The sequence below is a fragment of the Flavonifractor sp. An4 genome, assembly GCF_002161755.1.
Classification (GTDB): Bacteria; Bacillota; Clostridia; order Oscillospirales; family Oscillospiraceae; genus Flavonifractor; species Flavonifractor avicola.
In genome coordinates this window covers 1-23,109 of record NZ_NFIL01000032.1, presented here as the reverse complement: position 1 = coordinate 23,109, position 23,109 = coordinate 1, and the positions used below count along the sequence as shown (strand labels likewise).

At 63.0% G+C, this 23,109-nt stretch carries 24 protein-coding genes and 1 other annotated feature; of the genes, 4 read left to right on the top strand and 20 right to left on the bottom strand.

The genetic code is table 11. From position 1 onward, the window contains the following. Nucleotide 1: 1 nt before the first annotated feature. Nucleotides 2-445, bottom strand: a complete 444-nt coding sequence (locus B5F94_RS12570; RefSeq protein ID WP_087188930.1) for a S1 RNA-binding domain-containing protein — start codon at nucleotides 443-445, stop codon at nucleotides 2-4. A gap of 28 nt (nucleotides 446-473) precedes the next feature. Beyond that, a complete protein-coding gene (locus tag B5F94_RS16495) occupies nucleotides 474-749 on the bottom strand; it encodes a septum formation initiator family protein (protein ID WP_087330569.1) in 276 nt (91 codons plus the stop codon). A gap of 169 nt (nucleotides 750-918) precedes the next feature. Between B5F94_RS16495 and B5F94_RS16625 the strand changes: the two genes are divergently transcribed. Beyond that, the gene (locus B5F94_RS16625; protein WP_162612773.1) at nucleotides 919-1,113 is read left to right on the top strand and encodes a hypothetical protein; all 195 of its coding nucleotides are present in this window, start codon (nucleotides 919-921) and stop codon (nucleotides 1,111-1,113) included. A gap of 130 nt (nucleotides 1,114-1,243) precedes the next feature. On the opposite strand, the gene yabP is transcribed toward B5F94_RS16625, so the two are convergent. Together yabP and B5F94_RS12550 are read right to left on the bottom strand one after the other, a co-directional pair. Then, nucleotides 1,244-1,534: a sporulation protein YabP gene (gene yabP, locus B5F94_RS12555; RefSeq protein ID WP_087330580.1), complete on the bottom strand. Its 291-nt coding sequence runs from the start codon at nucleotides 1,532-1,534 to the stop codon at nucleotides 1,244-1,246. 63 nt (nucleotides 1,535-1,597) lie between these two features. After that, nucleotides 1,598-2,137 carry a biotin transporter BioY gene (locus B5F94_RS12550; protein WP_087188928.1) on the bottom strand — a complete coding sequence of 180 codons (540 nt, stop codon included), beginning with the start codon at nucleotides 2,135-2,137 and terminating at the stop codon, nucleotides 1,598-1,600. Nucleotides 2,138-2,284: 147 nt separating this feature from the next. On the opposite strand from B5F94_RS12550, the gene B5F94_RS12545 reads away from it, so the two are divergent. Then, nucleotides 2,285-3,268: a biotin--[acetyl-CoA-carboxylase] ligase gene (locus tag B5F94_RS12545; protein WP_087330578.1), complete on the top strand. Its 984-nt coding sequence runs from the start codon at nucleotides 2,285-2,287 to the stop codon at nucleotides 3,266-3,268. Nucleotides 3,269-3,472: 204 nt separating this feature from the next. Here the strand turns inward: B5F94_RS12545 and B5F94_RS12540 are convergent, their stop codons facing one another. The 16 genes from B5F94_RS12540 to miaB form a co-directional block, all read right to left on the bottom strand. After that, a complete protein-coding gene (locus tag B5F94_RS12540) occupies nucleotides 3,473-4,255 on the bottom strand; it encodes an HAD-IIB family hydrolase (RefSeq protein ID WP_275533314.1) in 783 nt (260 codons plus the stop codon). Nucleotides 4,256-4,320: 65 nt separating this feature from the next. Continuing rightward, nucleotides 4,321-5,235: an RluA family pseudouridine synthase gene (locus B5F94_RS12535; protein ID WP_087330564.1), complete on the bottom strand. Its 915-nt coding sequence runs from the start codon at nucleotides 5,233-5,235 to the stop codon at nucleotides 4,321-4,323. Beyond that, complete coding sequence (gene lspA, locus B5F94_RS12530; RefSeq protein WP_087330562.1) at nucleotides 5,232-5,687, bottom strand: signal peptidase II; 456 nt, start codon at nucleotides 5,685-5,687, stop codon at nucleotides 5,232-5,234. The genes B5F94_RS12535 and lspA overlap by 4 nt, the downstream gene beginning before the upstream one ends. 59 nt (nucleotides 5,688-5,746) lie before the next feature. Continuing rightward, entirely contained in the window at nucleotides 5,747-5,926 is a 180-nt protein-coding gene (locus B5F94_RS12525) for a hypothetical protein (protein ID WP_087272846.1), read from the bottom strand. Between the two features lie 725 nt (nucleotides 5,927-6,651). Further along, nucleotides 6,652-9,447, bottom strand: a complete 2,796-nt coding sequence (ileS, locus tag B5F94_RS12520) for an isoleucine--tRNA ligase (RefSeq protein WP_087330560.1) — start codon at nucleotides 9,445-9,447, stop codon at nucleotides 6,652-6,654. A gap of 72 nt (nucleotides 9,448-9,519) precedes the next feature. Beyond that, nucleotides 9,520-9,738, bottom strand: a binding site (T-box leader). Nucleotides 9,739-9,818: 80 nt separating this feature from the next. Beyond that, a complete protein-coding gene (locus B5F94_RS12515; protein ID WP_158099534.1) occupies nucleotides 9,819-10,178 on the bottom strand; it encodes a VOC family protein in 360 nt (119 codons plus the stop codon). A gap of 71 nt (nucleotides 10,179-10,249) precedes the next feature. Beyond that, nucleotides 10,250-10,987 (bottom strand): DivIVA domain-containing protein, encoded by a 738-nt coding sequence (locus B5F94_RS12510; RefSeq protein WP_087330556.1) that lies wholly within the window; start codon nucleotides 10,985-10,987, stop codon nucleotides 10,250-10,252. A gap of 187 nt (nucleotides 10,988-11,174) precedes the next feature. Then, the gene (locus B5F94_RS12505; protein ID WP_087330554.1) at nucleotides 11,175-11,684 is read right to left on the bottom strand and encodes a cell division protein SepF; all 510 of its coding nucleotides are present in this window, start codon (nucleotides 11,682-11,684) and stop codon (nucleotides 11,175-11,177) included. A gap of 23 nt (nucleotides 11,685-11,707) precedes the next feature. Next, nucleotides 11,708-12,415, bottom strand: a complete 708-nt coding sequence (locus B5F94_RS12500; protein WP_087330552.1) for a YggS family pyridoxal phosphate-dependent enzyme — start codon at nucleotides 12,413-12,415, stop codon at nucleotides 11,708-11,710. Nucleotides 12,416-12,493: 78 nt separating this feature from the next. After that, nucleotides 12,494-13,780 carry an HlyD family efflux transporter periplasmic adaptor subunit gene (locus tag B5F94_RS12495; RefSeq protein ID WP_087330550.1) on the bottom strand — a complete coding sequence of 429 codons (1,287 nt, stop codon included), beginning with the start codon at nucleotides 13,778-13,780 and terminating at the stop codon, nucleotides 12,494-12,496. Nucleotides 13,781-13,794: 14 nt separating this feature from the next. Further along, nucleotides 13,795-14,031: an RNA chaperone Hfq gene (hfq, locus tag B5F94_RS12490; protein ID WP_087188916.1), complete on the bottom strand. Its 237-nt coding sequence runs from the start codon at nucleotides 14,029-14,031 to the stop codon at nucleotides 13,795-13,797. A 98-nt stretch (nucleotides 14,032-14,129) separates the two neighbouring features. Beyond that, nucleotides 14,130-16,130 carry a DNA mismatch repair endonuclease MutL gene (gene mutL, locus B5F94_RS12485; RefSeq protein ID WP_087330548.1) on the bottom strand — a complete coding sequence of 667 codons (2,001 nt, stop codon included), beginning with the start codon at nucleotides 16,128-16,130 and terminating at the stop codon, nucleotides 14,130-14,132. Nucleotides 16,131-16,198: 68 nt separating this feature from the next. Continuing rightward, nucleotides 16,199-16,900, bottom strand: coding sequence for a CPBP family intramembrane glutamic endopeptidase (locus B5F94_RS12480; protein ID WP_087330546.1), 702 nt, complete (start codon nucleotides 16,898-16,900; stop codon nucleotides 16,199-16,201). 29 nt (nucleotides 16,901-16,929) lie between these two features. Next, the gene (mutS, locus tag B5F94_RS12475; protein WP_087330544.1) at nucleotides 16,930-19,527 is read right to left on the bottom strand and encodes a DNA mismatch repair protein MutS; all 2,598 of its coding nucleotides are present in this window, start codon (nucleotides 19,525-19,527) and stop codon (nucleotides 16,930-16,932) included. Nucleotides 19,528-19,613: 86 nt separating this feature from the next. Next, the gene (locus B5F94_RS12470) at nucleotides 19,614-19,895 is read right to left on the bottom strand and encodes a GIY-YIG nuclease family protein (protein ID WP_087330542.1); all 282 of its coding nucleotides are present in this window, start codon (nucleotides 19,893-19,895) and stop codon (nucleotides 19,614-19,616) included. 61 nt (nucleotides 19,896-19,956) lie between these two features. Beyond that, nucleotides 19,957-21,363: a tRNA (N6-isopentenyl adenosine(37)-C2)-methylthiotransferase MiaB gene (gene miaB / locus B5F94_RS12465; protein WP_087330540.1), complete on the bottom strand. Its 1,407-nt coding sequence runs from the start codon at nucleotides 21,361-21,363 to the stop codon at nucleotides 19,957-19,959. Nucleotides 21,364-21,506: 143 nt separating this feature from the next. On the opposite strand from miaB, the gene B5F94_RS12460 reads away from it, so the two are divergent. Both B5F94_RS12460 and dtd read left to right on the top strand, forming a co-directional pair. Continuing rightward, complete coding sequence (locus B5F94_RS12460; RefSeq protein ID WP_087270844.1) at nucleotides 21,507-22,574, top strand: alanine racemase; 1,068 nt, start codon at nucleotides 21,507-21,509, stop codon at nucleotides 22,572-22,574. A gap of 20 nt (nucleotides 22,575-22,594) precedes the next feature. Continuing rightward, the gene (gene dtd / locus B5F94_RS12455) at nucleotides 22,595-23,038 is read left to right on the top strand and encodes a D-aminoacyl-tRNA deacylase (protein ID WP_087188909.1); all 444 of its coding nucleotides are present in this window, start codon (nucleotides 22,595-22,597) and stop codon (nucleotides 23,036-23,038) included. Nucleotides 23,039-23,109 lie beyond the last annotated feature (71 nt).

Genomic DNA, 23,109 nt, shown 5'->3' with positions numbered 1-23,109 from the left:
ATTACTTCCGGCCGCCGCGGCGGGAGCTGCGGCGCTCCGCCTGGCGCAGCTCGGACAGCTTGCTGTCGGAGGAGGCCATAAACTGCTTCAGCCGATCCTCAAAGGTGGTGGGCTCGGCGGGAGCGGGCTTGCCACGGAAACCGCCGTTGAAGCCGCGGTCGCGTCCGCCGGGACGGCCCTGACCGCCGTGACCGGCGGGACGGGGAGGCGGATCCATAGCCTTCTTAATGGAGAGGTTGATACGGCCGTTCTCGTCGATGCCGATGACCTTGACCTTGACCTCCTGCCCTTCCTTCAGATGATCCTTTACATCGTTTACATAGGAATAGGCAATCTCAGAGATATGCACCAGCCCCGATTTGCCCTCGGGCAGCGAGACGAAAGCGCCGAACTTCGTGATGCCTGTGACCTTTCCTTCCACAATCGTACCAACACCAAACTCCATTTGCCTGAAAAATCCTCTCTTTCAAAATTCAATCGGTGAACTGGAAGACGTATTCGCCCGGTTCCACCAGGCCCAGTTTCTCACGGGCCAGGTCGGCCTGCCGGTCCGGATCGCCGCTGTTTTCCACGGCGTCGGCCAGGTCGGCGTTGACTTGCTTCTGCTCCTCCACCTGCTGTTGGGCGGCGGCCAGATCGGCCTGAGCGGCCTGGAGCTGACTGCGCATGGTCAGCAGGCCGGTGGCCGTGCCGATGAGCAGCGCCAGGATGACGAGTTTGGTCAGAAGGGATGCTTTCTTGAGTTTCATGGGTGACTCCTTCCCCGTCGGCGGCCCGGTCTGACCGGGGGGTATCTTCCGTTTCATCGGATATTGTATTTATTTTATACCACTTCGGACGATAATGGAAGGCTTTTTTTGCGGATTTTCCGATTTTTTTACAGAGCCTCCCCATCACCACAAGGGGTAGTGTAACAATATGCCACACCACCCCAACAAGATCGGCCAGCCGGTAGCCCAGCCACAAAAAGCCCCGGCTCAGGGCCCAGAAGTAGAGCCCGCCGCCGGCCAGTATCCCGGCCAGCAGATAGCCCCGCACCTGTCCCCGGCCCGCCACCGTGGAGTAGACAAAGATGGCCGCCGTCACCACCAGCCAGAACAGCAGGTCCATTAGTCCCCCGATGAGAGGGAGGGGCAGGCGTACCCGCAGGATGCGCAGCAGGTCGTAGATCAGCCCTGCCGCCGCCCCCAGGCCCACCGCTCCCAGCAGAAAAAGGGCCTGCTCCGATACCCAGATCTCCATCTCAACGGAACAGGCGGCTAAAGAAGCCGCCGGACTTCTCCCCCCGGCCGTCCTCGTAGGTGAGGGAGTCCACGTCCCCCTCCACCTTCAGGTCCCCGCCGTCCAGACTCAGCTTTTCAATGTGCAGGTTTTCTCCCCGGATAATCAGGGTGCCCTGGGAGGTGTGCATGACGATGGTGTTTTCGTCAAAGCTCTCCACCTCCTCCACCCCGGACACCGACAGGCGCTCCCGGTCCTCCAGGATCAGATGGTGGGCCACCTCCGGCCGGCCCCGCTCACTTTCATACGGCATGACAATGCCCCTTTCCCACATAGTCTTGTCTCTACTATATGGGACAGGGGCATGGGATATGAGTCACGCCATGGCCTTTGCCATCACAGGGGCCAGCCGGCGGCTGAGGACCAGGGCCAGAGCCAGCTTGAGGGCATCGGGGATGAGGAAGGGGATGACGCAGCTCCACAGGGCGGATACCACCCCAATGGGGCCGCTGGTGGCGGCGTACATCAGGACGAACCAGGCGGTGCCGAAGGCGTAGCACACCGCCAGCCCCACAACGGCGGACAGCACAAAGACCACCGGGCCCTTGCCAAAGAGGGTCTGGGCCCCCCACATCACCAGGGGGATGAGGAGAAAGCCGATGAGATAGCCGCCGGTGACCCCGGCAAACCGGCCGATGCCGCCGGAAAAGCCGGAGAACACCGGCAGGCCCACCGCTCCCAGCAGCAGGTAGACCAGCACGGACAGGGAACCCAGCTTGCCCCCCAGGATGCCCACCGCCAGGAAAATGGCAAAGGTCTGCAAGGTAAAGGGCACCACCGTGGGGATGGTGATCCAGGCGCACAGGGTAATGAGGGCCGCCATTACGGCGACGTGGACCAGAGACTTGACTTTCATGGTGGTACCTCCTGGGTATATTGTAAACTCTAATTGGATTATAGTTTACAATAGAGAGAATGTCAACCATAAAATCAAATTGGTTGACAAAGAGAGCGGAGACAGGCTACAATATACCATAGAAAAAAGCAGAGAGGACGGATGACCATGCTGCGGGACGAGGTACTGGCCCTGTTGAAGGCCCAGGGGGGTGCTCCCCTGTCGGGGGAGGCCATGAGTCAGAAGCTGGGGGTGAGCCGGGCGGCGGTGTGGAAGGCCATGGAGGGCCTGCGGCAGGAGGGCTATGTGATCTCCTCCGCTCCCCGCCGGGGCTACGCTTTGGAGGAGTCCCCCGATCTCCTCTCCCCCGGCGAGCTGATGGACCCGGGCCGGAAGATCGGCACCAACCTGGTGTGCCTGGACACGGTGGACTCCACCAACAACGAGGTGAAGCGCCGGGCGGTGGATCAGGTGCCCGAGGGGCTGGTGGTGGTGTCCGCCGCCCAGACCGGAGGCCGGGGCCGCCGGGGCCGCAGCTTTGTGTCCCCGCCGGGGGGGCTGTACCTGTCCGCCCTGCTGCGGCCAAACTGTCCCCTGGAGCAGGTCAGCGCCCTCACCGCCTGGTCGGCGGTGGCGGTGTGCGACGCGGTGGAGCAGGTGTGTGGCATTCGTCCCGGCATCAAGTGGCCCAACGACGTGATTTTGGATGGGCGCAAGCTGTGCGGCATCCTCACTGAGCTGGAGCTGGAGGGAGAGACCGCCGCCCTGCGCTATGTGGTGGCGGGCATCGGGGTGAACCTGACCCAGACAGAAGAAGATTTTGGCCCCGAGGTGGCCCCGGTGGCCATCTCCCTGGCCCAGGCGCTGGGCAAGGCCCCACGGCGGGCGGAGATGGCCGCCGCCCTGCTGGACGCCCTGGACAGGCTGGACCGGGACTTTCCCGGGCAATGGGACAGCTGGCTGGAGCGGTACCGGGCGGACTGCATCACCGTGGGCCGCCAGATCAAGGTGCTGCGGGGGCAGGAGGAGCGCATCGGCACGGCGGTGGGGGTGGACGATACCTTCGCCCTGGTGGTGCGCTGGGCCGACGGCAGCGAGGAGGCTCTCTCCTCCGGCGAGGTCTCCGTCCGGGGCCTGCTGGGCTATGTGTAAACAAAAAGGGGGCTGTTGCAAAATGTGCAGCTCGTACAAAGACCCGTCATTCCGAGAAAAACGGCCGCCCACCGGGCGGCCGTTTTTCGTGGGAATCCGTCCCTTTTGCCGGGGAAACGGATTGCCACGCCAGTGTGCGCACTGGCTCGCAATGACAGGTTTGTGCAAAACAGCTATTTTGCAACAGGCCCCTTTTTTTGCGTTTTAATAAATGGAGTCCAGAATCTCCACGATCTGGGCCACGCAGCCCTCCTCGCAGGAACACAGGATGCGGGCGCCCCAGTCCTTGACCTCCTGGGCGCAGTTGGAGGGGGCGAAGGGGATGGCCGAGATGGCCAGCATGGGGATGTCGTTCTGGTTGTCCCCTACACAGTAGATCTTTTTGGGATCGATACCCAGATAGCGGGCCAGATAGGCCACCATGCCGCCCTTGTTGCTCCCCTTCCGGGTGAGCTCCAGCAGCACGGCGTTGGAGAAGATGACCTCGTAGTGCTCCGCCCACCGATCCAGCATATACCGCTGGGTCTCCAGCAGGATCTCGTTGCGCTGCTGCAAAATGACCTTGCTCCAGGGCAAAGGCATCTGGGCAATGGGCACCTCCGACGCAGTGGCCCCCGCCCGGGTCAGATGCCGGTGGGTGACCTCGTTGGGCTGATAGACGTAGATATCGTCGTGATTGTAGGCCTCAAAGCCGATCTCCGGAATGTCCCGGGCCACCTGCTGCAAGTCCTCCCGCACCCGCTGGGGCAGGAAGGTCTCGTATACCATCCGGTCCTCATGGAAATCGTACAGAGCCGAGCCGTTGGACAGCACCACCGGCGCGTTGATGGGGGCGCAGCGGGCGTGGGGCGCAAAGGTGGGGTGAGCCCGTCCGGTGGCCACCGTAAAGATGCCCCCCTCCCGGGTGAAGTAGTCCAGGGCGGTCAGGTTGGCGGGGGCCACCTGCATATTCTCACCATAGAGGGTATCGTCAAAATCGCTGACCAGCAGAACACCGTCAAACTTTCCGATGGCAGCCGCCTCCCTTCTGAATTAAACTGATATTATAAAGTTTATACCATAGCGCGCAGCTTTGTCAACACCGCCTCAAACCAGTGGGGCAGCGGGCACTCCAGGGTGACCCGTTCCCCGGTGCGGGGGTGGATGAAGGACAGCCGCCGGGCGTGGAGGCACTGCCCCGCCAGCCCCGGCCAGGGCTTTTTGGACCCGTATACCACGTCCCCCAGCAGGGGGTGGCCCATGTAGGCCATGTGGACCCGGATCTGGTGGGTGCGCCCGGTCTCCAGGCGGCACTGGATGTGGGTATAGCCGTTTAAATGCTCCAGCACCGACCAGTGGGTCACCGCCCGCCGGCCCTGGAGCTTGTTCACCGCCATCTTCTTCCGGTCGGTGGGGTGGCGGAAGATGGGGGCGTCCACGGTGCCCGACTCGTCCTTTAAATTGCCCACGCACACCGCCTCATATTCCCGGTACAGGGAGTGGTCCTGGAGCTGCTCCGCCAGAGACAGGTGGGCAAAGTCGTTCTTGGCGGCAATGATGAGCCCCGAGGTGTCCCGGTCAATGCGGTGGACAATGCCGGGGCGCAGCTCTCCGTTGATTCCGGAGAGTGAATTACCGCAGTGATATAACAATGCGTTGACCAAGGTGCCGTCAGGATGCCCGGCGGCGGGGTGAACTACCAGGCCCACCGGCTTGTTGACGGCGATGACGTCGTCGTCCTCGTAGATCACGTCTAAGGGGATGTCCTGGGGCACCACATCGATGGGGGCGGGGTCAGGCAGGGCCAGCACCAATTCATCCCCCAGGCTGGTCTTGTAGTTCTTCTTCACCGGCAGGCCGTTCAGGGTGACGGCCCCCTCCTCCAGCAGCCGCTGGGCCGCCGAGCGGGTCAGCTCGGGCAGCAGCCGGGCCAGGAACTGGTCGGCCCGCTCCCCCGCCCGGTCGGCGGTCAGATGCAGGGGGGTCATGCCTTGTCCTCCTCTTTGCAGAACAGCAGGAAGTAGACGCAGAAGGCAATGCCGCCGCACACAATGCAGATATCCGCCACGTTGAAGATGGGGAAGTTCATAAACAGGGTCTGGAACATATCGGTGACATAGCCCAGGAAGAGCCGGTCAATGAGGTTGCCCACCGCACCCGCCAGCACCAGGGCCAGGGAGACCATGCCGAAGGGGTGGTTGAAGGTCTTTCTGACCATCAGCACGATGATAAGGATGGAGGCAGCCGCCGAGATCAGGGTGAGAATCCAGGTATGTTCCTCAAAGATGGAAAAGGCCGCGCCGGTGTTCTGGTAGTAGGTCAGCTGGAGGATGTGGGGCAGAAAGGGGACCCCCTCCCCCATGGGGATGTAGGCCCGGACCAGGAATTTCACCAGCTGATCCAGGCCTACCAGGGCGGCGGCCAGAATGGCATAGAGCATAGTTTCAGGCTCCTTTGACGGAAAGTTCCTTCCATTGTAACACGGACGGCCCCGAGGGGTCAATCCTCGGCGGGAACGGGGATCTCCCCGTGTTCCTGCTCGTACTGGTTCAGATAGGACTCCACGGCGATGCACAGCTGCATATTGATGGAGCGCCGCTCCTTGGCGGCCAGAACGCGGATCTTCTGCATGACCTCATGCTCCAGCCGCAGAGAATAGGGGGCTTCCTGAACGCCCATACTCATTCCCTCCTCGTTGTATCTATTTGTATCTTTATAATATCAATAAGAGTGATATTTCACAAAGATTTATATAGAGTTGACTAGAGTGATTAAGAATGATATTATGAGCGAAAGGGGGCATTTCTATGGAGGACAAAAAGAAAGCACGCACCATTTCCATCCAGGTCACCCCGGAGACCAAAGAAAAAGCGGTCTGGTTGGCCCGGCAGTCCTGCCGCAGCCTGTCGGGCTACGTCCGCCAGCTCCTTCGGGTCCACATCCGGGCCTATGAGGCGGAAAACGGGCCCATCGGCCGGGACGGCGGGCGGCCTTTATGGCCGCCCGCAAAAAAGGGCCTGTTGCAAAATGTGCAGCTCGTACAAAGACCCGTCATTCCGAGAAAAACGGCCGCCCACCGGGCGGCCGTTTTTCGTGGGAATCCGTCCCTTTTGCCGGGGAAACGGATTGCCACGCCAGTGTGCGCACTGGCTCGCAATGACAGGTTTGTGCAAAACAGCTATTTTGCAACAGGCCCTTTTTCACAATATGGCTTACTCGCCCACAACAGCGGCGCAGCGGGGGCACAGCGCCCCACCGGGCCACAGCCCGGCGGGGGCCCCGATATTTTCATCTGCTCGGGGCAAGTGAATTGCCCCGGCATCAAGGTTTTGGGCCGGCGGCCCAAAACGCTTGGACGCGCCGGCGCGCGCCCCGCTTCGCGGGGGGCCGAACTGTGCCCGGTCTTATTCTCCAATCACAGCGGCGCAGCGGGGGCACAGTTCGGCGTGATGGCCGTCGGTGCCGATGGCGTCGTTGTGGTTCCAGCAGCGGGGGCACTTGGGGGCCTCGGACAGCTTGACGGCGATGGTGCAGGGGATGAGGCACTCCTCGTTCTTCTCCCCCTCCACGCTGTCGGTGGTGACGGTGACCTTGGACACGATGCACAGGGAGGCCAGGTCCACGTCCTTCAGGAAGTCGGCGTCCTCTGCGGACACGGAGACAGTCACCTCGGTGTCCTGGGCCTTCTTGAACACGCCGGCGTTGCGGGCGTTCTCCAGGGCCTTGTTGACGGCGTCACGGAGAGCCACCAGCTTGGCCCAGCGGTCCTTGGCGGCCTCGCTCAGGGCGAAGGCAGCGTTGTCCTCGGGCATATCGTTGAGCAGCACGCTCTCGGCGTCCACACCGGCGGCGTGCTTCATGGCGTGCCAGATCTCGTCGGAGGTGAAGGCCAGGATGGGGGCCACCAAGCGGGTCATGCCGTCCAGGATATAGTAGAGGGCGGTCTGGGCGGAGCGGCGCTCTTCCTCGCTGCCGCAGTACAGGCGGTCCTTGATGATGTCCAGATAGAAGTTGGACATATCCACCACGCAGAAGTTGTAGATGGCGCGGTACACACCGTGGAACTCGTAGCGGTCGTAGGCGGCCCGGACGTTCTTCACCAGCTCGTTGAGGCAGTGGAGGGCGTAGCGGTCCAGATCCATCAGCTGCTCCACCGGCACCAGGTTGGCATCGGGATCGAAATCGCACAGGTTGCCCAGCATATAGCGGGCGGTGTTGCGGATCTTCAGGTAGGCCTGGGAGAGCTGCTTCATGATCTCCTTGGAGATGCGCATATCCTGGGTGTAGTCGGCGGAGGCCACCCACAGGCGGAGCATATCGGCGCCGTACTCCTTGATGACTTCATCGGGGGCCACGGCGTTGCCCAGAGACTTGTGCATGGCCTTGCCCTCGCCGTCCACGGTCCAGCCGTGGGTGGCGATCTGGTGATAGGGGGCCACGCCGTTGACGGCGATGGAGGTGAGCATGGAGGACTGGAACCAGCCGCGGTACTGGTCGCCGCCCTCCAGGTACAGGTCGGCGGGGTACTTCAGGTAGGGACGCTCGGCAGCCACGGCAGCCCAGGTGGAGCCGGAGTCGAACCACACGTCCATGATGTCGGTCTCCTTGGAGAAGTGGGCCTTGCCGCACTTGGGGCACACGAAGCCCTCGGGCAGCAGGTCCTTGGGCTCACGGTCAAACCACACGTTGGAGCCGTGCTCCCGGAAGAGGGCGGCCACATGGGCGATGGTCTCGGGGGTGACGATGTCGGCGCCGCAGTCGTCGCAGTAGAAGATGGGAATGGGCACGCCCCACACGCGCTGACGGGAGATGCACCAGTCGTTGCGCTCGGAGATCATGGAGATCATGCGCTCCTTGCCCCAGCCGGGGTGCCACTGGATGTCATCGCAGGCCTTGACGGCGGTGTCCTTGATGGCGTCCACAGAGCAGAACCACTGCTCGGTGGCGCGGTAGATGATGGGGTTCTTGCAGCGCCAGCAGTGGGGGTAGGAGTGGGTGATGGACTCCTTGGCCACCAGGAAGCCTTCCTTCTCCAGGTCCTCCACCACCAGGCCGTTGCCCTTGGCGTAGAACTGGCCGTTGTAGCGCTCGTCGGTCATGACGCCCTTGGCGTTGACGGGCACGGGCACACCGATGTTGGTCAGGCCGGCCTTGTCGTACTGCTGGCAGATCTGGAAGTCCTCGGCGCCGAAGCCGGGGGCGGTGTGGACGCAGCCGGAGCCGGCGTCCAGGGTGACATGGTCGCCGTTGAGGATGACGGACTCACGGTCGAAGAGGGGGTGAGTGGCGGTCATCAGCTCAAACTCGCTGCCCTTCAGCTCGGCCAGCACCTTGCAGGCCTCATAGTCGATGTGGGCGGCCTTGCACACGCTCTCGGCCAGGTCCTTGGCCAGGATATACACGTCGCCGGAGGGCACCTGGAGCAGCACGTAGTCGAAGTCGGCGTTGAGGCAGATGGCAAAGTTGCCGGGGATGGTCCAGGGGGTGGTGGTCCAGATCACGAAGTAGGTGCGGCTGAGGTCGGTGTACTGGCCCAGCTTGCCCTTGTCGTCCCGGACGGGGAATTTCACGAAGATGGTGGTACAGGGGTCGTCGGCGTACTCGATCTCGGCCTCGGCCAGAGCGGTCTGGTCGGCGGGGCACCAGTACACCGGCTTCATGCCCTTGTAGATGAGGCCCTTCTCGGCCATCTTGCCAAAGACCTCGATCTGCTTGGCCTCAAACTCGGGCAGCAGGGTGATATAGGGGTTGTCCCACTCGCCCAGCACGCCCAGGCGCTTAAACTGCTCGGTCATCTTGGCAATGTAGCTCTCGGCGTACTCCCGGCACTTGGTGCGGAACTGGGCGGTGGTCATCTCGTCCCGCTTGACCTTCTTGTCCTTGAGGACGGCGGACTCGATGGGCAGGCCGTGGGTGTCCCAGCCGGGCACATAGGGGGCGCAGAAGCCGGTCATGTTCTTGTGCTTGACGATGATGTCCTTGAGGATCTTGTTCAGGGCGGTGCCGATGTGGATGTTGCCGTTGGCGTAGGGCGGGCCGTCGTGGAGGACGAAGGTGGGCTTGCCCTCGTTGCGCCCCACCATTTTGTTGTACAGGTCGTGGTCGTACATCTCCTGGAGCATATCGGGCTCGCGCTTGGGCAGGCCTGCCCGCATGGGGAAGTCGGTCTGGGGCAGGTGGACAGTCTGGTTGTAGTCCATGATGGTTCTCCTTTTTATATTGAAAATAAATAAAAAACGGGGTTGGAGGCAAACAAAAAGCGCCTTCGTCTCTCAAGAGACAAAGGCGCACACCTCTGCGGTACCACTCTCGTTGTTCCGGGCATACCGGAACCGCTCGACAGCCTGTAACGGGGCCAGCCGGGGCCGCTTACTCCGTTCGGCGGCCATGCTCAGAGGTGATTTTCCCGGCCCGTCCTGTCCGCCTTGCACCAAAACGGCGGCTCTCTGCGCAGGGTTGGGGGCGGTACTCGTCCTCGTCACAGCATTTTACAGATGAAAATCACTGGGAGACGCCCTTTTTTGGCGTCTCCCAGTATCTTACCTGTTTGCAAGGCTTCTGTCAAGGGGTTTTACCCCTTTTGCATCAGCTGAACGGTAAGTCCGTCCGGACCGGTGAGAAAACAGAAGCGGACCCCCGGATGGGGCTCACGGATGGGGGTGGGGTTCAGCCCGGCGGCCTCCGCCCGGGCCCGCTCCCCGTCCAGGTCGGCCACGGCAAAGCCCAGGGACAGACCGGCATAGCGGACGTCAGAGTGGCCGGCGCCCTGGATCAGCTCCACAGCGGTCTCCCCCTCCCCACCGGAGAGGAAGGCAAAGTGGGCGTCGCCCATGGAGAACCGGCGGAGGACCTTCAGCCCGGTCCAATTCTCCAGAAAGGAGACGGAAGCCTCCAGATCGGTGACGTAAAGGGTGGTGTGCAGATAGTGCATGGTCATGCCTCCAGATAAAAAGGAGGCGCCGTGGAAAACCGCGGCGCCTTCCGTCATGGTTTGTTAGCGGTTCAGCGGATCTCGTAGTCCTTGCCGAACTGCAGGTTGTCAAAGTCGATGCGGCGGGTGGGCTCCTCCACCACGTCATCCTCGTCCTCCTCCACCGGATGGGCGGCGGGGGCCTTCCGGCCGCTGAGCTCCATCAGCTCATCGTACAGGCTGCTCTCCTTGGCGCCCTCGGAGGCCTTGGGAGCGGACAGGTCGGTGGTGTCCTCCTGCTCCTGCTGGATGATCCGCTCCACGTTTTCCTCGATGTCCCGGGCGGTATCCCCCACCGGGTCCACGGACACAGGGGAGGCGGCGGTCAGCTTGGACAGGCCGCTGAGGAAATCCATCTCGTGCTGATGGAGCTCCTTCAGCTTGCCCACATAGGCGGCGGTGGACTGCTGGGCGGCGGCCAGACGCATCTGCTCGTCCCGAATGGCCTGCTGCAGCTCGGCCATACGGGCCTTGGCATCGGCCTCGGCGTTCTGCATCAGCTGGTTGCGCTTGCTCTCGGCCTCAGCCACCAGGTCGTCCGCCATCTTCTGGGCGGTCATCAGGGCCTTGCGCATGGCGTCCTCGGTGGAGCGGTACTCCTCCACCTTCTCCACCAGCACCTTCATCTTGGCCTTCAGGGTGGCGTTTTCCTTGTAGAGGGTGGTGTAATCCGCCGTCAGGATATCCAGAAATTCGTCCACCATCGACATATTATATCCGTTAAACGCCTTGGTAAAGGCGTGTTCCGAAACTTCCTGCGGCGTAAGCATAGGCTGATTCCCCCTGATTTTTTGTGTCTTGTTCCCACCCGATGCTGCGCATCGTGCGGGGACCCCGATTTTGGATCTGCCCGGGCGAAATGAATTCGCCCGGCATCAAGGTTTTTGCTGTGCAAAAACGCTTGGGACGCCGGACTCCCGGCGGGACAACGTGGACGTTGTTCTCCTAAGACTGCTTTTAGAAATACAGCCCGTTGTTCTCCAGCTCATCAATAAGATCGCCCAGAATGTCCACGTTGTAGGGCGTGATGATATAGGTGGAGATGGCCACCTTCTTGATCTTGCCCTCGTTGGCGTAGGCCACGCCGGACAGGAAGTCCAGCAGGCGGCGGGCAATGTCCTTGTTGGTGGACTCCAGGTTGAGGACCACGGTGCGCTTCTCGCGCAGATGGTCGGCGATCTCGCTGGCGTTCTCGAAGCGCTCGGGCTTTACCAGCACCACCTGCAGCTGAGTGGTGGTGTGGATGTTGACCACCTTGTTGCTGCGGCGCTCGTTATCCGGAGAATAGAGGCTGCCGGTGGACTCCTGAGCGGCCTGGCTCTTGGCGCTCTTGCGCTCCAGCCGGTCGCCGCCGGTGCGGTCCATCCGCTCACTGCGGGAGACAGGCTCGAAGTCGTCCTCGTAGTCGTCCTCCGGCTCGTCCTCATAGGGGCGGGCCAGCCGCCGCAGTTCATCAAACAATCCCATATTCGGTTACCTCCTGAATCATATCAAGCTTTATGCATGGGAGGGCGGGGGCCGAACAGGGCGGTGCCTACGCGCACCAGGGTGGCGCCCTCGCGGACGGCGTCCTCATAATCGCCGCTCATTCCCATAGAAAGACAGTCGATTGTGGTTCCATTATCCGACATCTTGTCTCTTATGTCAACAAAAAGCTGACGCATTTTCGCAAAAAAGGGCCGGTTTCCATCGGGTCCCTCGGCCACCGGAGGGATGGCCATCAGCCCCCGCAGATTCACATGGGGACAGGCGGCGGCTTTTTGGGCCAGGGCGGGCAGCTCGTCGGGAGAAATGCCGCTTTTGGACTCCTCCCCGCCGATGTTGATCTCCAGCAGAATGTCCTGGACCAGGTCCAGCTTGGCGGCCTGGGCCTCGATGGCGTCCAGCAGATGCTCCGAGCCCACCGACTCGATGAGATCCACCCGGCCCACCACCTGCTTGACCTTGTTGGTCTGCAGATGGCCAATGAAATGGAGGGCGGCCCCGGCATAGGCGTCGTCGTCCAGGTGGGCGGTCATCTCCTGCACCCGGTTCTCTCCGCAGATGGTGATACCGGCGGCAATGGCCTGCCGGATGGTATCCGAGGTCTGGACCTTGGTGGCGGCCACCAGGGTGATCTCGGACGGGTCACGGCCCACTTCCCGGGCCGCGGCGGCGATGTTGGCCTTGACCTGCGCTACTTTCTCTTCCAGGGACATAATAGGCACCTCCAAAAAATACACACATAAATAAGGCAAAACCGCCTGCGCGTCTGGGGCGCAGAGGGATCGTCCAAACTAATCGATGACCTTGCCGTCATAGAGCTCGCCGGAGGAGATGATGATCTGGTCTCCCGCCCGCAGGGCCTTTTTGGCCGCGGTGGTGGTGGAGGTATCGGCAGCGGTGACCAGGATGTAGTTGTCCTCCTCGGCCAGGATGGATACCGGCTTGAACTCGGCACACTGGCCCACCAGGGCATACACGCCGGTGACCGATACCTGGGACTCCTCGCCGGTCTCGCTGTCGGTGACGGTCTGCTGCTCCACCCGCAGGGCCTCCTTGGGCAGGCGGATGCCGGAGGTGGTCTCAAAGACCAGCTCCACCGTCTGCCGCCGCAGCAGGGTGGTGTCGGACAGGAACTTGTCGGTGGACAGTACCACCACCACCTGCCCGTCCACCGGGTCCCCCAGCCGCTCCACCTTCATGTCCACCTCGCCGGACCAGTCCCGGGAAAAGCGGACGGTGATGCTCCGCCCTTCCACCAGCCGCTCGGCGTCCGCCTCCGGCAGGGTGCAGGCAAAGTACCAGGTGGAATTGGTGATGAGCTTGCCAATGGCGGAGGTATCCTCCGCCGGCTTCTGGTTGGACAGGTCCTTCAGCTGGGCCGGGGTAAGGGTTTCCATCATAGCGGGGGTGATGAGGCTCTCGTATCCGTCCACCAGACCGGAGAAAATGCCCGACTGGGCGGCGGTGACCCGGCTGGTGCTCTGGGAGGCCTGGGCGGTCAAAGACTGGATCTGGGCCTTCACGTCGTCCAACGAGGCCTGGAGAGCGGCGGTGGAGTCCTCCCCCTCCGCGTCAAAGGTATAGCTGCGCTTATAAATCAGGCTCTTCAGCTCCATGGTCTGGCTCTCCAGACCGGTGAGGTCGCCGGAGGCGGAAGCCCCCCGGAGATTGGCAATGGCGTCGGCCACCCGGTCGCTGAGCTGGGCGGAGTCGCCGCTGCCGCCGGTCTGGGCCAGGGCATATTCCAGCTGCTCCTGCTCCAGCAGCAGCTGCTGGAGGGTCTCCCGCTGGGTGAGTCCGGCGTCGCTCTGGTAGAGCAGGGCCACGGTCTCACCCCGGCTTACCTTCTCCCCCTCCTCGGGGAGGACCTCCACCGTGCCGCCCTGGCCGGTGAGGACACTCTCCTCCCGGACCAGAAAGCCGGTGGCCTCCACGCTGTCGCTGACGGTGTAGGTATAGGCCAGCACCGTGGGATAGAGCTCCCGCAGGCTGCTGAAGGCGGAGACTCCGATGGAAATGAGTACCCCCGCCAGTACGAGCAGCATCACGATGCGGGAATTCAAAGAACCTTGCTTCATAGGCGCTCCTTTGGTCAGTCGCCGCGCTCCTCCCGCTCCAGAGAGATGGCCCGCTCGGGCACGATGGTGGAGATGGCGTGCTTGTAGATCACCTGCTGCTTGTCCCCCGTCATAAGTACCACCACAAAGGCGTCATAGCCCACGATCTGGCCTTTCAGCTGATAGCCGTTCATCAAAAAGGTGGTGACGTTGGCCCGGGTCCGCCGGGCGCGGAGCAGGAACAGGTCTTGCAGGTTGGGTGTCTTTTGCATATGGATGCACTCCTTTTTCTCTGAGATGCATCCAATATATACCAATTACTGGAAAGGTTTTGTCGGATTCTGGGGAAGGGACCACATTTCCCGGGGAGTTATGCCCGTCCGAACCGCTTTTCGATCTGGCTGCGGGTCAGCTCAATGGCCACCGGGCGGCCATGGGGACAATATTTCACTTCCCCCGCCATGACAGCTTTAGCTACCTTGAGCAGCTCGGCCTCCCCGTTTTTCTGGCCCCCCTTGATGGCCGCCTTGCAGGCCATGGTGTGGAGGAGGGCGTCCCGGGCGCTGTCCGGGTCGGCTGTGCCGCAGGTAATGAGCCTGCCTGCCAGCTCCAGCAGCACGTCGGGAATGGCGGCGGCGTCCACGTCGTCGGGGGCGGTGCGGACGATGATAGCCCCGCCGCCGAAGTCCTCCGCCTCAAAGCCGAAGCGCTCCAGCAGGGGCAGCTGGGAGAGCAGGGCGGCTCCCTCCTCCGCCGGAGGGGTAAAGACCACCGGGGTCAGGAGGGTCTGGACCATGGGGGTGTATCCCGCCGCCTTCAGGCGGTCAAAGTTCATCCGCTCATGGGCGGCGTGCTTGTCGATGAGGAGCACCTTGTCCCCCTGCTCCACGATGATGTAGGTGTTTAAGACCTCACCCGCCATACGCCAGGGTGTTTCTTCTGGCTCGGGCTGGATGGGAGTCTGGGGTTCCACAGGGGGGATGGTGGGAACGGGTTCCTTTTCGACCACCGTAGGGGCGACCCTTGTGGTCGCCCGCGGGGTCTCGGGAGCAACCTCCACAGGCGGGGTGGTTTTGACCGGGATATCTGGGACAGCAGTCCTTACAGACGATGGGGTGGGAGCCGGAGCCGGTTTGGGCTCGGGCCGCACAGGCTGGGGCGGAGTTGTAGGGGCCACCCTTGTGGCCGCCCGCACAGGTTGAGCGGTTTGGGCAGGCCGGGCGGCAATATCGTGGAGAGGCAGAGACGGAGCGGGTTTGTCCGCCGTCTTGCAAAACTGCTCCGCCGTCATGGTGCGGAAGGTGGTCTGGTGAGGGGTCACCGTGTCCTGAGTTGCCTTGGGGGCCAGCCGGGGGCTGTCCGCCAGGGCGGAGGGCCGGGACCGGTCAGCCTCCAGGGTGGACTTTACGGCGTAATACACCGCGTCAAATACCTTTTTATCGCTGCCGAACTTGACCTCCTGCTTGGTAGGGTGGACGTTCACGTCCACAGCGTTGAGCCTGGTGGTCAGGTGGAGCACGCAGCCGGGGAACTTGCCCACCATCTTCTGGTTGGCGTAGGCCTCCTCCAGGGCGGCCATCATGGTGCGGCTCTTTACATACCGGCCGTTGACGAAGAAGTGCTGATAGCCCCGGGTGCCCCGGCAACAGGTGGGCAGGGACACAAAGCCGGTGACGCTCATATCCTCCCCGGAGCCCTTCACCGGGGTGAAGCCAAGTGCCAGGTCCCTCCCCAGCACCGCGTACAGGGCAGACTGGAGCTTGCCGTCGCCGGGGGTGAGCAGGTCCTGCTTGCCGTCCCGGAGGAACTTGATGCTCACCTCCGGGTGGGACAGGGCCAGCCGCTGGATCATGGCGAAGCAGGCGGCGCTCTCGGCGGAGTCCTTCTTCATAAACTTGAGCCGGGCGGGGGTGTTGTAGAACAGATCCTTCACCACCATGGTGGTGCCCTGGGGACAGCCCGCCTCCTCCTGACTCACCACCACCCCCGCCTCCAGAGAGAGGGCGGTGCCCAGGGGGGCGTCGGCGGTGCGGGTGAGCAGCTCCATCCGGGACACGGCGGAGATGGCGGCCAGAGCTTCGCCCCGGAAGCCCAGGGTGCCGATGGCCTCCAGGTCGTACTCGGTACGCAGCTTGCTGGTGGCGTGACGGAGAAAGGCGGTGGGGGCCTCGTCGGCGGCAATGCCGCAGCCATTGTCGGTGACCCGGATCAGGGTCATGCCCCCGTGCTGGATCTCCACCGTCAGCTTGTCCGCTCCGGCGTCGATGGCGTTTTCCATCAGCTCCTTCACCACGGAGGCGGGCCGCTCCACCACCTCGCCGGCGGCGATCAGGTCGGCCACATGGGAGTCAAGTTGTTGGATGTGAGGCATAGAAATACCTGCTTTCTAAACGGAGGAATGGATGAATGCAGGGGCGGCGCACCCGGCACTCCGCGGGATCAGTGCAGCGCCCCCAGCAACGTAAACCCGTTGAGGGTCATATGCAGGGCGACGGCGCTCCAGATGGAGCCGCCCCGGTCGTAGCACCAGGCCAGCGCCAGGGCCATGGGGGCATACTGGATCATCAGCAGCAGGTACCGCAGGTCCAGGGTCCCAAAGGCATACACAAACTGGACGGCGCAGTAGAAGGAGTAGAGGATCACCGACAGCACATAGCCCAGGGGCCGGCTGTAATTGCGGACCGAGCCGAAGAGCAGACCACGGAACAGGGGCTCCTCCACCAGGGGCATGAGTACCACCAGAATAAAGACGGTGGCGGCGGGGGCGAAGTAGTATTGCTCGGGGTAGCTGATCAGGTTGGGGTTCTGCACCGGCAGGGGGATGAGGCCCACCAGGAAGGAGAGCACCTCGGCTCCCACCAGGCCGGTGACAAAGGCGAACAGGTTCTCCGGCAGCCAGTCCAGCAGCAGCCGGAAGCCGGTTCTCAGGAAGGACCAGAACACCAGAAAGGTGAGAGAAGCAATGATGAGGTAGTACACCACGTTGGCCTCGGCCACCGGAAACTCCCCCTGATAGGAGCGCTGGACCCAGCCCATGAGCCAGGGGAAGAGAAACACATACAGGGCGAAAAAGACCCAGCCCCGGTAACATTCGGCCCGGGTGATCTGGGGCCGCCAGGGGCGGCGCCGTCCGGTGAGCATGGTGTGTTCCTCCTTTTTTGTGGTTGGTTTTATACCAGCTGCTTCAATTCAAAGAGCAGGTTCATGGCCTCGATGGGGGTGAGGGTGTTGAGATCCACCCCCTGGAGCCGCCGGACCACCTCTCCGCCTCCCATGTCCAGCAGGGACATCTGGTCGGTGGCCTGAGCCGCCGGGGCCTGGGGAGTCTGGACCCCGCCGGCCTCCAGCTCCTTCAGAATGTGGCGGGCCCGGGTAATGACCTTGTCGGGCACCCCGGCCAGCTTGGCCACCTCGATGCCGTAGCTCTGGTCGGCCCCGCCGGGGACGATCTTCCGCAGGAAGAGGATGTCGTCCCCCTTCTTCTTGGCGGCGATGTTGTAGTTCTTCACTCCGGGGATGACCCCCTCCAGGGCGGTGATCTCATGGTAGTGGGTGGCAAAGAGGGTCTTGGCCCCCAGCTTTTTCTTGTCGGCGCAGTACTCCAGCACCGCACGGGCGATGGACATACCGTCGTAGGTAGAGGTGCCCCGGCCGATCTCGTCCAGGATCAGCAGGCTCTTGCTGGTGGCGTTTTTCAGCAGCTCCGCCACCTCGGTCATCTCCACCATGAAGGTGGACTGGCCGGCACTCAGATCGTCGCTGGCCCCGATGCGGGTGAACACCCGGTCCACGATGCCGATGCGGGCCGACTTGGCGGGGACAAAGGAGCCCATCTGGGCCATGAGGACGATGAGGGCCACCTGGCGCATATAGGTGGACTTGCCCGCCATGTTGGGGCCGGTGATGATGGCCACCGTGTTGTCCCGCCCGTCCATCCGGGTGTCGTTGGGGACAAAGAGGGCATTTTTCAGCATCTTTTCCACCACCGGGTGGCGGCCCTCGGAAATCTCGATGGTGTCGGACAGATCCACCTCCGGGCGGCAGTAGCCCTGCTCGGCGGCCACGGCGGCGAAGGAGACCAGCACGTCCACCTGGGCCACGGCGGCGGCGGAGCGCTGGATGTCCCCCACCCGGGCGGCGGACTGCCGCCGCAGGTCGCAGAAGAGCTGATACTCCAGGGCGGTGACCCGGTCCTGGGCGGACAGGATCTCATGCTCCAGGTCCTTCAGCTCCTGGGTGATGAACCGCTCGCAGTTCACCAGGGTCTGCTTGCGGATGTAGTCCTCCGGCACCTGGTCGTAGTAGGACTTGGATACCTCGATGTAGTAACCGAATACCTTGTTGAAGCCAACTTTCAGGCTCTTGATGCCGGTCTTTTCCTTCTCCCGGGCCTCCACAGCGGCCACCAGGTCCTTGCCGTTGGTGAGGATGTCCCGCAGCCGGTCCACCTCGGGGTCGTAGCCCTCCCGGATGAAGCCGCCCTCCCGGACGGAGAAGGGGGGCTCGTCCACAATGGCGGAGCAGATCAGCTCCCGCAGGTCGGGCAGGTCGTCCAGGCCGGCGGACAGGGCGGTGAGCAGGGCGCCGGAGTAGGGGGAGAGCAGCTCCCGCAGCCGGGGCAGCTTGCCCAGGCCGGTGGCCAGAGCCATCAGGTCCCTTCCTCCCGCGGTGCCGTACACGATACGGCCAATGAGCCGCTCCAGGTCGGTGACCTCCCGCAGGGTGTTTTTCAGCTCGTCCCGGCCGATGGGATCGCCCACCAGCTCCTCCACCGCGCCCAGCCGGCGGCTGATGGCGCCGGGGGACAGCAGGGGCCGCTCCATCCAGGTGCGGATAAGCCGGTGGCCCATGGCGGTGCGGGTCTTGTCCAGCACCCACAAAAGGCTCCCCTTCTTCTCCTTGGAGCGGAGGGTCTCGGTGAGCTCCAGGTTGCGCCGGGCGGTGAGGTCCAGCTCCATGAACTGGCCGGAGGTGTACCAGCTCAGGCTGGTGATGTGGGAAAGGTCGGTTTTCTGGGTCTCGTACAGGTAACTCAGCAGGCCTCCCACCGCCTGGAGGGCGTGGTCGTCCCCCTCCGGCAGATGATCCAGGCCGCTGGTGAACTGCTGTTCCACCAGGGAGCGGGCGGAATCGGGACGGAAGCGGGCCTCCCCGCCGTTCTCGCACCGGCAGTCCAGCTTGCCCGTGAGGAAGTCCAGCAGGGCGGCGTCGCTGTAGGCCCCGTCGGACAGCATGGCCTCCCGGGGAGAGAAGCGGCCCAGCTCGTTGCACAGGTGCTCCTGGGCGTCGGGGCCGGTAAAGGAGGTAACGGAGATCTCGCCGGTGGAGATGTCGCAGAAGCACAGCCCCGCCCCGGCGGAGTCCTGATAAATGGCGCAGATGAAGTTGTTGCGGCCCTCCTCCAGCATGGAGGAGGCGATGACGGTGCCGGGGGTGACGATGCGGATGATGTCCCGATCCACCAGCCCGCGGGCTTGGGCGGGGTCCTCCATCTGCTCGCAGATGGCCACCTTGTAGCCCTTGGCGATGAGCCGGGCGATATAGGCGTCGGCACTGTGGTAGGGCACGCCGCACATGGGGGTGCGCTGATCCTCCGGCTTGCCCCGGTCCCGGGTGGTGAGGGTGAGATCCAGCTCCTTGGAGGCCAGCTTGGCGTCCTCCTGGAACATCTCATAGAAGTCACCCAGCCGGAAAAAGAGGATGCAGTCCGGGTGAAGCTCTTTCATTTTCAGATATTGGCGCATCATGGGGGTCAGCTCGGACGGCATGGCGGGCGCTCCTTTTCTAAATGATAATTGAAATGGAAAGGGACGGATTGCCGCGCCAGTGTGCGCACTGGCTCGCAATGACGGCCCTATAGTGTGGGGTACAGATCAGTCCATCCGGGATTCCGGCGGTTGACCAGGGCGTTTTTTCGTTTCCTGGACCAGGATTTGCTCTGCTTTTCTCGGGCAATGGCTGATTGGATGGATGGGGTGGCCTCAAAATAGACCAATTTTGTAATATCATAACGGGCGGTATAGCTGGCGGGATCGGCATGGGCGCGGTGCTGGGCGACCCGGCGGACCAGGTCCCGGGTTACCCCGGTGTAAATGGCTACATTGGTGGCGTTTGCCAGGATATAGACGTAATACATGGCTCCGTCCTCCTGCCTGTCATTGCGAGCCAGTGCGCACACTGGCGTGGCAATCCGTATTTTACTCCGCCTTCTCCCCCATCAAAGACCACTTATTGGCCCCGGTGATCTTCACGTCCACAAACTGGCCGATGAGGGACTCGTCCCCGGTGAGGCGCACCAGCCGGTTGCCGGGGGTGCGGGCGGTGAGGCCCTTGTCGTCGGTGCCGTCCACCAGGCAGCGCACCGTCTTGCCGATATAGGCCGCGTGCTTTTCCTCGGAAATCTGGTCCTGCCGCTCCACCAGCCGCTGGAACCAGGCCGCCTTCTCCTCCTTGGAGACGGGGTCCTCCATTTTGGCGGCGGGGGTGCCCACCCGGGGGGAATAGATAAAGGTAAAGAGGGCGTCAAACCGCACCTCGTCCAGCAGGGTCATGGTCTGCTCGAACTCCTGGGCGGTTTCCCCGGGAAATCCCACAATGACGTCGGAGGTGATGACCACATCGGGGATGGCCTCACGCAAACGGCGCACCTTGTCCAGGTAGCCCGAGCGGTCATACACCCGGTTCATGGCCTTGAGCACCCGGTCGCTGCCCGCCTGGAAGGGCAGGTGGAAGCAGGGGGCGATCTTGGGGGAGGACGCCATGGTGTCAAAGAGCTTCTGGGAGGCGTCCTTGGGATGGCTGGTCATAAAGCGCAGCAGGAAGTCCCCCTCAATCTCGGAGGCCGCCTTCAGGAGGTCCGCGAAGTCCATGGGGGCGTCCAGATCCTTGCCGTAGGAGTTGACGTTCTGGCCCAGCAGGGTGATGTCCTTGTATCCCTCGGCCACCAGGCCCCGGATCTCCTCCAGAATAATCTCCGGCTGGCGGGAGCGCTCCCGGCCCCGGACGTAGGGCACGATGCAGTAGGTGCAGAAGTTGTTGCAGCCGTACATGATGGACACCCAGGCCTTCACCCTGTCCTGGCGCACCACCGGGATGCCCTCGGCGATGGAGCCGGGCTCGTCGGTGATGTCGAAAATGCGGCCCCGGCGGGTCACCAGCCGGTACAGGAGCTCCGGGAACCGCCACAGAGCGTGGGGCCCGAACACCAGGTCCACCTGCCGGTAGCTCTCCTTGATCTTCTGGGCACGGTGGGGCTCCTGGGCCATGCAGCCGCACACGCAGATGAGCTGGTTGGGCTTTGCCCGCTTGGTGTGGACCAGGGCGCCCACGTTGCCCAGCACCCGCATTTCGGCGTGCTCCCGGATGGCGCAGGTATTGATGAGGATGAGATCGGCCTCGGCCTCGCTGTTTGTAAAGTCGTAGCCCATCTCCTGCAGGTAGCCCCGCAGCCGCTCGGAGTCGGCCTCATTCTGCTGGCAGCCGTAGGTATCCACAAAGGCCAGCGGGGCGGTGGGACGGGCGGCGTTGCGCTCATGGAGTTTCTGGCAGAAGTCCCGCTGACGCGCCACGTCGGCGGGGGAAATTTTGGTGGTCTGTCGGTTCAAAACGGTTCCTCCCGAAAAGTCTGTATCAATACTCAATCATAGCACTTTTTGCACTCAAACACAAGGCCTGTCCCCTTTTCATTGACTCAAATCGGCAGGGAGTATATAATGGAAAGGACTATCCACGGAAAGGCGGCGGAGCCATGAAAACCCTGGTCATCGAGCGGGATGCACTGAAGAATAATATCTCCGTGGTCAAGGAGCGGGCGGGGGGCGCCGTGATCTACGGCGTGGTCACCGGAGACGGCCAGGGAGCCGGTCTGGTGGAGCTGGCAAAGGCCCTCCGGGCCGAGGGTATCGGCCGCTTCGCCGTGTCCGAGGTGGCGGAGGCCGCCGCCCTGCGGAAGGCGGGCTTTGTGGAGGAGGAGATCCTCATGCTCCGCTGCACCACCGACCGGGAGGAGCTGGAGCAGCTGCTGGATCTCAACGTGATCTGCACCGTGGGCTCCCATGACAGCGGTATGGCCCTCAACGGGGTGGCAGAGGCCCGGTCCACCATTGCCGAGGCCCACATCCAGATCGACACCGGCATGGGTTTCGGGGGCTTTCTCTCCAGCGAGCCGGAGAAGATCCTGTCCACCTTCCGGGACCTGTCCAGCATCGCCGTGTCCGGGGTGTGTACCCAGCTGTACACCAAGAGCCGCAAGGGCAAGGCTCTGGCGGCCCAGGTGGAGGAGTTTACCAAAACGGTGGAGGCCATCCACGCCGCCGGGTTTGAGACGGGCACCGTCCACGCCGCCGGGTCCTATGTGCTGATGCACCACCCTGCCGCCCGGCTGGGGGGCGTCCGGGCGGGCACCGTGCTGATGGGCCGGTGCCGCCGGGCCAGAGGGGACGGCCTGCGCCGGGTGGGCTACGGCGAGGTCAAGGTGGAGGAGACCCGCTGGGTGCCCAAGGGCCACATTGTGGGGGGCAACACCCCCGCGCCCCTGAAAAAGAACACCCGGGTGGCGGTGCTGCCCGTGGGGTACCAGAACGGCTTCGGCATGGGTCGCCCCTGGGCGGGAGGCCTGCTGGACGCCATTCGCCGGTGGCTTACCCAGCGGCAGATTACCGTCCGGGTCAACGGCCAGAAGGCCAGGGTCATCGGCGGCATCGGCGCCATCGAGACCATTGTGGACGTGACCGACCTGAAATGTACCGCCGGAGACAAGGCGGTGTTCGATATCGACCCCATTTTTGCCAAGGGGTTTGTCCGTGAATACCGGTAAATGAGAAAGGAATTTATACTATGCGTGCAGTTGTGACCCGCGTAAAGAACGCCTCCGTCACCATTGACGGCAAGGTGAACGGCGAAATCGGCCAGGGCTTCCTGGTGCTGCTGGGGGTGGCCCCCGGCGATACCGAGGCCCAGGCCGTCAAGATGGCCGACAAGGTGTGCGGCCTGCGTATCTTTGAGGACGAGAACGAGAAGATGAACCTGAACCTGGAGGCGGTGGGGGGCTCCCTGCTGGTGGTGAGCCAGTTCACCCTCTACGCCGACACCAAGTCCCGCCGTCCCGGCTTCTCCGGGGCCGCCAAGCCGGACATCGCCATCCCCCTGTATGAAAAGTTTATGGCCGAGTGCGCCGGACGGGGTTTTGAGGTCCAGCACGGCGAATTCGGCGCTGATATGCAGGTTTATAGCCAGAATGACGGTCCCGTGACCATCCTGCTGGACACTGACCAGATGTAAGGCCGAATTCGCCCCCGCGCTTTGCGCGTCCGAGCGTTTTGCCACAGGCAAAACCTCGATGCCGGGCGGAT